The 9,847-nt window shown below is 72.6% G+C and carries 8 protein-coding genes; 5 read left to right on the top strand and 3 right to left on the bottom strand.

Going from position 1 to position 9,847, the window contains the following annotated elements:
* Together ACWGKQ_RS51400 and ACWGKQ_RS51395 are read right to left on the bottom strand one after the other, a co-directional pair.
* Window positions 1-924: Gfo/Idh/MocA family protein (locus ACWGKQ_RS51400; protein WP_453299044.1), on the bottom strand; the 924-nt coding region annotated here is incomplete at its 3' end.
* 66 nt (window positions 925-990) lie between these two features.
* Window positions 991-2,085 carry a baeRF3 domain-containing protein gene (locus tag ACWGKQ_RS51395; RefSeq protein WP_453299043.1) on the bottom strand — a complete coding sequence of 365 codons (1,095 nt, stop codon included), beginning with the start codon at window positions 2,083-2,085 and terminating at the stop codon, window positions 991-993.
* A gap of 167 nt (window positions 2,086-2,252) precedes the next feature.
* Between ACWGKQ_RS51395 and ACWGKQ_RS51390 the strand changes: the two genes are divergently transcribed.
* Window positions 2,253-3,038 carry an alpha/beta fold hydrolase gene (locus ACWGKQ_RS51390; RefSeq protein ID WP_453299042.1) on the top strand — a complete coding sequence of 262 codons (786 nt, stop codon included), beginning with the start codon at window positions 2,253-2,255 and terminating at the stop codon, window positions 3,036-3,038.
* Window positions 3,039-3,360: 322 nt separating this feature from the next.
* The gene (gene asnB / locus ACWGKQ_RS51385; protein ID WP_453299041.1) at window positions 3,361-5,199 is read left to right on the top strand and encodes an asparagine synthase (glutamine-hydrolyzing); all 1,839 of its coding nucleotides are present in this window, start codon (window positions 3,361-3,363) and stop codon (window positions 5,197-5,199) included.
* Between the two features lie 3 nt (window positions 5,200-5,202).
* On the opposite strand, the gene ACWGKQ_RS51380 is transcribed toward asnB, so the two are convergent.
* Entirely contained in the window at window positions 5,203-6,813 is a 1,611-nt protein-coding gene (locus ACWGKQ_RS51380; RefSeq protein WP_453299040.1) for an alpha/beta hydrolase, read from the bottom strand.
* Window positions 6,814-7,092: 279 nt separating this feature from the next.
* Here ACWGKQ_RS51380 and ACWGKQ_RS51375 point away from each other — a divergent pair, with 279 nt between their 5' ends.
* The 3 genes from ACWGKQ_RS51375 to ACWGKQ_RS51365 all read left to right on the top strand — a co-directional run bounded on the left by ACWGKQ_RS51375 (window position 7,093) and on the right by ACWGKQ_RS51365 (window position 9,772).
* On the top strand, window positions 7,093-7,788 hold the full coding sequence (locus ACWGKQ_RS51375) for a chaplin (RefSeq protein ID WP_453299039.1): 696 nt from the start codon (window positions 7,093-7,095) through the stop codon (window positions 7,786-7,788).
* A 277-nt stretch (window positions 7,789-8,065) separates the two neighbouring features.
* Window positions 8,066-8,920 carry a GNAT family N-acetyltransferase gene (locus tag ACWGKQ_RS51370; RefSeq protein WP_453299038.1) on the top strand — a complete coding sequence of 285 codons (855 nt, stop codon included), beginning with the start codon at window positions 8,066-8,068 and terminating at the stop codon, window positions 8,918-8,920.
* A gap of 75 nt (window positions 8,921-8,995) precedes the next feature.
* Window positions 8,996-9,772: a GNAT family N-acetyltransferase gene (locus ACWGKQ_RS51365; RefSeq protein ID WP_453299037.1), complete on the top strand. Its 777-nt coding sequence runs from the start codon at window positions 8,996-8,998 to the stop codon at window positions 9,770-9,772.
* The last annotated feature ends 75 nt before the right edge of the window (window positions 9,773-9,847 follow it).

Here is a 9,847-nt window from a genome sequence, read left to right as displayed (position 1 = left end):
GGAGGCGTAGCCGTCCCAGGCGCTCGGTCCGGTGACCCGGCCCTGCCGGGTGGCGTCCACCCAGGCCTGCACCTCGCGGTCGTAGGCGTCGGCGAACCGCACCAGGTAGTCCTGGGCCACCTCCTCGCGGGCGCCGCCGGCCGAGGTGACCAGCATGGTGTGGTCCTCGCCGATCCGGGCGCTGCCCCGCTCGCAGACGGCCTCGCAGCGCACCTGGTAGCCGAAGCCGCAGTTGACGAAGACCTCGACGTCGACGACGGCGCCCCCGTCGGTCTCGAAGAGGACCAGCTGCGGGTCGAGCAGCCCCTCGGGGGCGTCCGAGGAGGGCCGCGGCCGCAGCACGGTCACCGCGGTCAGTTCCTGGCCGAGCAGCCAGCGGGCCGCGTCGATCTCGTGCGACACCGAGCTGTTGATCAGCATGGCGCTGGTGAAGCCGGGGGGAGAGGACACGTTGCGGTGGGTGCAGTGCAGCATCAGCGGGCGGCCCAGACCGCCGCCGTCCAGCAGGGACTTCAGGCGCTGGTACTCGGCGTCGTAACGGCGCATGAACCCGATCTGCGCCAGCCTGCGCCCGAGGTCGGCCTCGGCCTCCACCACCCGCAGCGCACCGGTGGAGTCCGGCACCATGGGCTTCTCGCACAGCACCGGGAGTCCGCGCCCGAAGGCCGCGAGCAGCGGCTCCTCGTGTGCCGGGCCGGGGGAGGCGATCAGTACGGCGTCGACACCCGGCGCGGCCAGGGCGGCCAGCGGGTCCGCGTGGACGGTGACGCCGTCCAGCCCGGCCGCCGCCTCCTTGGCACGGTCGAGGTCGGGGTCGGCGACCGCCGCCACCCTCGCACCGCTCACCACCTGGTCGAGTCTGCGTATGTGGTCGGCTCCCATGTGTCCGGCACCCAGTACCGCGACGCCCAGCAACTCAGCCACGCCCACACACTCCCTCTCGGCCGACGATCACGCTCAAGAGCCTACGTCGGCCGAGTGCGGGGCCCGTCAGTAGCGCAGCACGCCGGCGATGCCGTTCTCGTCGCCCAGGGTGCCGTCCGGGACGAAGCGGACGTCGGCGCCGGTCTCCAGGCACTGCTCGACGATCTCGTCCACGATGTCGTCGCGGGCGTCGAGGTCGCCGGTCGTGGCCGGGATCAGGTGGTCGCCGTCGTCGCGGACCGTGGTGCGGTAGTTCTCCTCGACGGCGAGCAGCCGGACGCGGCCCTCGCGGGCGTTCTGCCAGACCTCGTCGACACCGGCCGCGAACGTCTTGTGACCGCGCGCGGATTCGAGCTCCCGGGACACCGACGCGGTGCTCCGGCGCGACTCCGCCTTCAGGAGCGGAGTGATCGCCTGCCACACGGCCTCCGGTCCGGCGTGCGAGAGACCGCCGTGCCGCACCGGGATGCTGTGCCTGGCGACGTTGCCGAGCTCCTCCCACAGGGAGAGAGCGGCCTGTTCGCCGGTGACGTAGAGCGGTCGCGGCTCCTCCCGCAGCAGCGCGGCCATCGAGGTGTTCGCGTCCCGCAGGAAGTGCTTGGTGCCCTCGTCGCGGAAGGTGCTGGGCGTGTCGCCGATCTGCTCCTGGCGCTCGGCGTCGAAGTTCACCTGGGGGCGGGTCATGGGGAATCCGCCGGACCTGCTCTCGGTGACCCGGTCGACTCCGCCGTTCCACAGCGTGATGCGGTCGGCGGAGATCGACAGTACCCAGAACGGCCGTTCGGCGGCGTGTGCCGAGACCAGGTTGCGGGTCAGGAAGGTGTCCGAGAGCACCACGCGCTCGGGCACACTGCGGGCCAGCGACCAGACCTGGTGCTCGCCCGGCGCGGCGAAGATCACCAGACCGTCCTCGGTGTATGTCAGGTCGACCTCGGCGAGTGCCTGTTCGAGCTGCCTGACCACGTCGGAGCGCCGGTCCCGGGTGACCGCGGGATCGGACTCCAGCTGCTTCTTGGCCTCGGCCACGACATTGCGCAGCCGGACGGAATCCTGGGCGTTGCCGGGCTCACGGCGGTGTGTCGGCGTCAGCACGGAGACGGCGGGATAGGGGCGCGGGCGGCGCAGCTCGGCAAGGGTCGAAGGACTGAGTGCGTGCTCCATATCAGCACCATAGGACCGATTCGCCATTGCGGCATTTGGGGTAATTCCGCGGGGCCGTCGGATCAGGGGGCGCTGTAACCGTGTTGAGGCCGGCAGGCCGGTGACGAGGGGCGGGACGGCCGGTTACCGTACCCGGCAGTAACCGGATCACGCCCCAGGAGGCCCTCATGCCGCAGCTCGAAGTCGACGGAGCGGCGCTGACGTACGACGACGAGGGCCCCCGCGACGGCGGGGCCGCGCCCCTGGTGTTCATCCACGGCTGGACCGCGAACCGGCACCGCTGGGACCACCAGATGGCGCACTTCGCCGCGCACCGCAGGGTGATCCGGCTCGACCTGCGCGGCCACGGCGAGAGCACCGGGGCCGGCGTGAAGACCGTCGCCGAGCTGGCGCAGGACGTCGTCGCCCTCCTCGACCACCTTGAGGTGGACCGCTTCGTCCCCGTCGGTCACTCCATGGGCGGCATGATCTCCCAGACCCTCGCGCTGGCCCACCCCGAACGGGTCGAGCGGATGGTGCTGGTCGACTCCATAGGCCGGATGACGTACAGCCGCGGTCGCGGGCTGCTGATGGCTGCCTCGACCCTGGTGCCGTTCAAGCTGTTCGTCGCCGCCAACATCCAGCGCGCCTTCGCCCCCGGCTACCCGCGCGAGCAGATCCGCGAGTACGTCCGCGCGTCCGCCGGCACCCCGCGCGAGGTCGTCATGACGCTGTACGGCGCCATGCGGGCCTTCGACGTCCTGGACCGGGTCGGCGAGATCACCGCGCCCACCCTGATCGTGCACGGCTACCACGACATCCAGCTGCCGCTGGGGCAGATGCTGCGGATGGCCAAGGCCTACCCGGACGCGGAGGTCCGGATCATCGACGCGGGACACGAGCTGCCGGTGGAGCGGCCGGCCGAGCTGACGGCGACGCTGGACCGGTTCCTGACCCCGGCCCCGGGCGCGTAGCGCGAGCCCGCGGCAGCACCAGGTGACCGGCGCCCGGCGAACGCCGCGGCGCCGACCCGTTTGGGGAACTTTTTGCGCTTGGCCTGTTCCGGGCGGACGGGCCCGGTGTGAAGCGGGTTCGCGGGCCTCGCGCGGGCAAAGCGCGTCCGAAAGTGGGGGTGGGGTACTCCGTTCGTGTTACAGCCAGGTTGACCGGCCGGGATCCCGGGCGCACGCTCGTTATATAGGTGCTGAATACAAGTGGTTCGCTCGGGCAATGGCCTCCGCCATGGAACCGCAGGTGGCGCGTGTTGTCCGGCTGACCGGCAGCAGGAGGTAGCGCATGTGTGGCATCACCGGCTGGGTCTCCTTCGACCGTGACCTCACCACCGAGAAGCACGCATTGGATGCAATGACGGAGACCATGGCCTGCCGCGGTCCCGACGACCGGGGCACCTGGAGCGAGGGGCCCGCCGCCCTGGGCCACCGCCGGCTCGCGATCATCGACCTGCCCGGTGGCCGCCAGCCGATGACCGTCCGCACCCCGGGCGGCACCGTCGCGATGGTGTACTCCGGCGAGGCCTACAACTTCACCGAGCTGCGCCGCGAACTCGCCGCCCGGGGGCACGAGTTCACCACCGACTCGGACACCGAGGTGGTGCTGCGCGGCTATGTGGAGTGGGGCGACGCCGTCGCCGAGCGGCTCAACGGCATGTACGCCTTCGCCGTCTGGGACGGCCGCCACGACAAGCTCGTGATGATCCGCGACCGGATGGGCATCAAGCCCTTCTACATGTACCCGACCCCCGACGGCGTCCTGTTCGGCTCCGAGCCGAAGGCGATCCTGGCCAACCCGCTGGTCCGCCCCCGGGTCGGCCTGGACGGCCTGCGCGAGCTGTTCACCATGGTCAAGACCCCCGGGCAGGCCGTGTGGGAGGGCATGCGCGAGGTGGAACCCGGCACCGTCGTCACCGTCGACCGCCACGGTCTGCGCACCCGGGCCTACTGGCGCCTGGAGACCCGCCCGCACCCCGACGACCGCGACACCACCGTCGCCACCGTCCGTGAACTCCTCGACGACATCGTGCGCCGCCAGCTGGTCGCCGACGTGCCCCGCTGCACCCTGCTCTCCGGCGGCCTCGACTCCTCCGCCATGACCGCCCTCGCCGCCCGGCAGCTCGCCGAGCAGGGCGAGAAGGTCCGCAGCTTCGCCGTCGACTTCGTCGGCCGGACCGACAACTTCGTCGCCGACGAACTGCGCGGCACCCCCGACACGCCCTTCGTGCACGACGTGGCCCGGCTCGCCCGCACCGACCACCAGGACATCGTCCTCGACGTGGCCAGCCTCGCCGACCCCACGGTGCGCGAGCGGGTGATCCGGGCCCGCGACCTGCCGGCCGGTTTCGGGGACATGGACACCTCGCTCCTGCTGCTGTTCCGGGCGGTCCGCGACCAGTCCACCGTCGCGCTGTCCGGGGAGTCCGCCGACGAGGTGTTCGGCGGCTACCTCCAGTTCTTCGACGAGGGAGCCCGCACCGCCGACACCTTCCCCTGGCTCTTCCAGTTCGCCCGGCACTTCGGCGACGACGCCGACGTCCTGCGCACGGACCTCGCCAAGGCCCTCGACCTGGAGAACTACGTCGCCGACGCCTACCACTCCGCCGTCACCGGCATCCAGCGCCTGGCCGGCGAGAGCGACTTCGAGTACCGCATGCGCCGCATGAGCCACCTGCACCTCACCCGCTTCGTGCGCGCCCTGCTCGACCGCAAGGACCGGATGAGCATGGCCGTCGGCCTGGAGGTCCGGGTGCCGTTCTGCGACCACCGGCTCGTCGAGTACGTCTACAACGCGCCCTGGGCCATCAAGTCCTTCGACGGCCGCGAGAAGACCCTGCTCCGCGAGGCCACCCGGGACGTCCTGCCGCAGTCCGTGTACGACCGGGTCAAGAGCCCCTACCCGTCCACCCAGGACCCGGAGTACGGCCGCGCCCTCCAGGACCAGGTCAAGGACCTGCTGGCCCGGCCCGACCACCGGGTCTTCGAGCTCGTCGACCGGGAGAGGACGGACCGGGCGGCGCACCGGACCGAGCTGAGCACCCAGGCCGACCGGCGCGGCCTGGAACGCACCCTCGACCTGGCCCAGTGGCTCGACATCTACAACCCCGAGCTCATCCTCGCCTGAGCCTCAGCCCGACGAGCCGGTGACGGCGCCCCCGTCACCGTCCGCCGGGCACGAGCTGCCGTCGGCCGGCAGCGTGCCGTACAGCAGGAAGTCGTCGACCTTGCCGCGCACGCACCTGGACGACGTGTACCCGGTGTGGCCGTCACCCCTGTTGTCCAGCACCACGGCCGACGGACCGAGCCGCTTGGCCGTCTCGATCGTCCAGCTGTACGGCGTCGCCGGGTCACCGCGGGTGCCCACGAGCAGCATCGGCGCGGAGGGCACGTCCTTCACCTCGTCGCGGATGAAGTCCGTGCCGCGCGGCCGGCCGTAGCAGAGCAGCACCTGCGTCAGCCGGAACCGGCCGAACACCGGGGACGCCTGCTGGTACGCCTTGTTCAGCCGGGCGAGGTCCGCGGTGAGCCGCCCGGCGCTCGGCCGGTCCGGGTCGTCGGCGCAGTTGATCGCCATCAGCGCGGCCGACAGGTTGTCCACGGGGATGTCCGAGCTGTTCACCAGCCCGCCGTTGGGCCCGCGGCCGGCCGGCGGCGCGTGGCCGCCGGCCGCGAGGTTCTGCACCCCCCGGGTGTCCCCGTCGTCGACCAGTGAGGCCAGCGCCCGCTCCAGCAGCGGCCACAGCTCCTTGCCGTACAGCCCCTGCCCGAGGGAGTCCACCAGGTCCTGACCGGTGAACGGGCCGCCGAAGTCGGAGGGCACCGGGTCCTCGTCGAGGGAGCGCACCAGCTTCACGACCGCCTCGCCTGCCTTGCGCCGGTCCTGCCCGAACGGGCACCCCAGGCCGGTGACGCACCAGTCCAGGAAGTCGTCCAGTGCCGTCTGCTGCCCCCGGGCACCGGCGACCCCCTGCTCGGCCAGCGACTCGGTGAGCGTGTCCACGCCGTCCAGGGCCATCCGGCCCACGTTGTGCGGGAACTGCGCCGCATAGACCGCACCGAGCCTGGTTCCGTAGGAGAAGCCCAGGTAGTTCAGCTTCCTGTCGCCGAGCGCCTGGCGGATGACGTCCAGGTCCCGGGAGGCGTTCACGGTGCCTATGTGGGACAGCACGGGCCCGGAGTTCTTCGTGCAGCGCACCGTCAGCTGCTTCAGCGCCTTCATCAGGGCCTGCGGATGCGCGGCGTCGGGCGGCTCGTCGGAGTTCGTGCCGTCCGAGGCCTGGCCGGGGCCGTCGCCGCAGCTCACGGGGGAGGAGCGGCCGACCCCGCGCGGGTCGAAGCCGACCACGTCGTAGCCGTTGGTCAGGCCCATGAACTCCTTGGCGTCCTGCCCGAGCTGGCTGACGCCCGAGCCGCCCGGACCGCCGAAGTTCAGCAGCACCGAGCCCTGCGACTTCCCGGTCGCCCGGTAGCGGGACAGCGCCAGGTCCAGGGTGCCGTCGGCCGGCCGTGCGTAGTCGAGGGGGACGGTGACCTTGGCGCACTGCATGTCCTTGGGCAGCTCGCCGTCCTCGCACGCCGTCCACCTGACCTTCTGCCGGTAGAACCGGGTCAGGTCCGGCTGTCTGCCGTCCGTCACCGCGTCCGCCACCGGCAGCCCGGCGCCGAGCAGGGCCAACGCGACGGCTCCGGCGCCGGCACAGCGTCGCAGGGCGGGCCGGGTACGGGGCACGGCAGGCATCGAGGGCCTCCAGGGACGCTCCGTGGCGGACCGGGTACAGGGCTTTCGCTCACGATAAGCGGGCCCCGCGTGACCCGCCTCCCGGCGGGCGGGGCGGGCCGGAGGCCCTTCGCGGCGCACGGACATCCCCTTTTCGGGCCCTTGCATACTTTTGCCGCTGGTTCGATATCGGTGTCACTCGATGCGGTGAAAAGTGAATAAGCCATAACTCGCCTGGTTCGTTTGCGTTTAACCGTTGCGGGCGAGCGCCCGCAATCATGTCTGGAAGGCAGGGAACCTATGAAACGGGTTACCCGAAACGGTGTGATCGCCGTCGCTGCCGCCTCTGGTGCGATGGCTGTGGCGGTTCCGGCCTGGGCCGACGCGGGCGCGGACGGAGTCGCGGCCGGTTCGCCCGGGGTGATCTCCGGCAACGGCATCCAGTTGCCGGTGCACATCCCGGTGAACGTGTGCGGCAACACCGTGAACGTGGTGGGGCTCCTGAACCCGGCGGCGGGCAACACCTGCGCGAACGAGGGCGGCGGCGACGCCGATCAGGGCGCGTCCGGCGGCTCGGCCACGTCCGGTGGCGCGTCCGCGCAGGGCGCCGAGGAAGGCTCGCCCGGGGTGATCTCCGGCAACGGCATCCAGTTGCCGGTCGACCTCCCGGTGAACGTCAGCGGCAACAGCGTGAACGTGGTCGGCGTCCTCAACCCGGCCACCGGCAACACCTCGGTGAACACCTCCGGCGACCACCCGAGCCCGCCGAAGACCACCCCCAAGCCGCCCACCGTCAAGCCGCCGGCCCAACCGCCCGCCCCCGAGCCGGTGGCGCCGCCGAAGGCCCACACCCCCAGCCCCGCCGAGCCGCCGGCCGAGGCCACCCTCGCCCACACCGGCACGGACCTCACCGGGGCCGCCCTGGCGGGCAGCGCGGCACTGCTGCTCGCCGGGACCGCCCTGCACCGGCGCTTCCGCCCGGGCCGGACACACTGACCGGCCGACGTGATACCCAGGCGGGTTGACGCGCCGAGCATCGGCAGGCCCCACCGGACCCGACCGGTGGGGCCTCCGCCATTCACGCGCCCGGCGACGACGGCGCTCGTCGCGCGCGGCGCGCCCGCGGTCCGCACCGTCCGCTGAGCGCGGTGCCTGCGGGCCACGGCAACGGCTTGATCCCGTCGTGGCACGGCGCCCGGTGATCGGCAAGGATGCTGCGGGCGCGCGGCCCCGGTCGCCGCACACGGACCCAGCGATGGAATGGAGCGCATCGATGACCTCTCCGGCCCCCCAGGACCTCGTCGTCACCCGGGCCACCCCCGACGACTGGCCGGTGATCGTCGACTGGGCCGCGGACGAGGGCTGGAACCCCGGGCTGTCCGACACCACCGCCTTCTTCGCCCAGGACCCCGACGGGTTCTTCGTCGGCCGGATCGACGGCGAACCGGTGTCGGCCGTCTCCGTCGTCAACTACGACGCCGACTACGCCTTCCTCGGCTGGTATCTCGTCCGCCCGGACCTGCGCGGCCAGGGCCACGGCCTCACCACCTGGAAGACCGCGCTCGCGCACGCCGGCAACCGCACCGTCGGCCTGGACGGCGTGGTGGCCGAGCAGGACAACTACCGCCAGTCCGGCTTCGAACTCGCCTATCGCACCGCCCGGTTCGTGGGCGAGGCCCCCGCCGCCGGGATCCCGGCCGGCGTCCGGCCCGCCGGTCCCGCCGACCTGGCCGCCATCACGGCGTACGACAGCGCCTGCTGCCCGGCCGACCGGCCGCGCTTCGTGGCCGCGTGGCTGACCGGCACCGGGCACCGGGCACTGGTCCGTCACGACGGCGACCGCCTCACCGGTTACGGGGTGATCCGCCCCGGCCGCGACACCCTGCGCATCGGCCCGCTCTTCGCCGACACCGCCGAGGACGCCCGCGCCCTGTTCACCGGCCTCACCGCCGAGGCGGCGGGCGACCGGGTCGCCATCGACGTACCCGAGACCAGCACGGCGGGCGTCGCCCTCGCCGAAGCGGCCGGCTTCAGCCCGTCGTTCGAGACCGCCCGCATGTACACGGGCCCGGTCCGCGACCATGCCCGCGACCGGGTCTTCGGGGTCACCACGCTCGAACTGGGCTGACCGTCACTCCCGGGTGCCCGGCAGCCACCGGGAAATGGTGTTGCCGCCGGCGTGCCCGGATGGTGGAGTGCTCGGATGGATCATCAAACCGTGCTCGCTCTGTACGACCGTGACATGCGCGAGGGCGCCCGGCCCGACGGGCCCGGCGCCCGGGTCGAACGCGCGGGCGCGGTGGTGCGCCAGGTGGCCGACGCCGCGGGCTGGAACGGCGTTCTCTGGACGGACCTGGACGAGGCGACCGCGGACCGTGCGATCGCCGACCAGATCGACTTCTTCGCGGCCCACGGGCGGGAGTTCGAGTGGAAGCTCTACGGCCACGACCTGCCGTCGGACCTCGGTGAACGGCTGGCCGCGGCCGGGTTCGAGCCGGAGCCGGCGGAGACGCTGATGGTCGGGGAGGTCGCCGGGCTCAGCCTCGACACCCGGCTGCCGGACGGCGTACGGGTGCTGCCCGCGACGGACCGGGCGGGCATCGAACTCGTGGTGGACGTGCACGAGAAGGCCTTCGGCACGGACGGTTCCCGGCTGCGGCACCGGCTGCTGGCGCGACTCGCCGACCAGCCGGAGAGCGTGGTCGCGATGGTCGCGCTCGCCGGGGACGAGCCGGTCAGCGCCGCCCGGGTCGAGCTGGTGCCCGGGGTGGAGTTCGCCGGTCTGTGGGGCGGCGGCACGGTGCAGGGGTGGCGCGGGCGGGGTCTGTACCGGGCCCTGGTCGCCCACCGGGCCCGGGTCGCCGCCGCGCACGGGTGCCGCTACCTCCAGGTGGACGCGTCGCCCATGAGCCGGCCGATCCTCGAGCGGCTGGGCTTCCACGCCCTGAGCACGACCACGCCGTACCTGTCTCCGCACTAGGCGGAGGGGCCGGCAGGCCGACCGAAGGCCGGGTACGCCCGCGCGGCGGGGCCGCACCGAGCAGCGGTGCGGCCC

The organism is Streptomyces sp. NPDC054770, assembly GCF_053611985.1.
The sequence above is the reverse complement of the archived record's forward strand: the minus strand, read 5'-3'. Positions and strand labels throughout refer to the sequence as shown.

What these genes read in the sequence shown, in the direction of transcription:
- ACWGKQ_RS51395 (WP_453299043.1), bottom strand. Translation starts at nt 2,085, where the DNA reads ATGGAGCACGCACTCAGTCCTTCGACCCTTGCCGAGCTGCGCCGCCCG.
- ACWGKQ_RS51390 (WP_453299042.1), top strand. Translation starts at nt 2,253, where the DNA reads ATGCCGCAGCTCGAAGTCGACGGAGCGGCGCTGACGTACGACGACGAG.
- asnB (WP_453299041.1), top strand. Translation starts at nt 3,361, where the DNA reads ATGTGTGGCATCACCGGCTGGGTCTCCTTCGACCGTGACCTCACCACC.
- ACWGKQ_RS51380 (WP_453299040.1), bottom strand. Translation starts at nt 6,813, where the DNA reads ATGCCTGCCGTGCCCCGTACCCGGCCCGCCCTGCGACGCTGTGCCGGC.
- ACWGKQ_RS51375 (WP_453299039.1), top strand. Translation starts at nt 7,093, where the DNA reads ATGAAACGGGTTACCCGAAACGGTGTGATCGCCGTCGCTGCCGCCTCT.
- ACWGKQ_RS51370 (WP_453299038.1), top strand. Translation starts at nt 8,066, where the DNA reads ATGACCTCTCCGGCCCCCCAGGACCTCGTCGTCACCCGGGCCACCCCC.
- ACWGKQ_RS51365 (WP_453299037.1), top strand. Translation starts at nt 8,996, where the DNA reads ATGGATCATCAAACCGTGCTCGCTCTGTACGACCGTGACATGCGCGAG.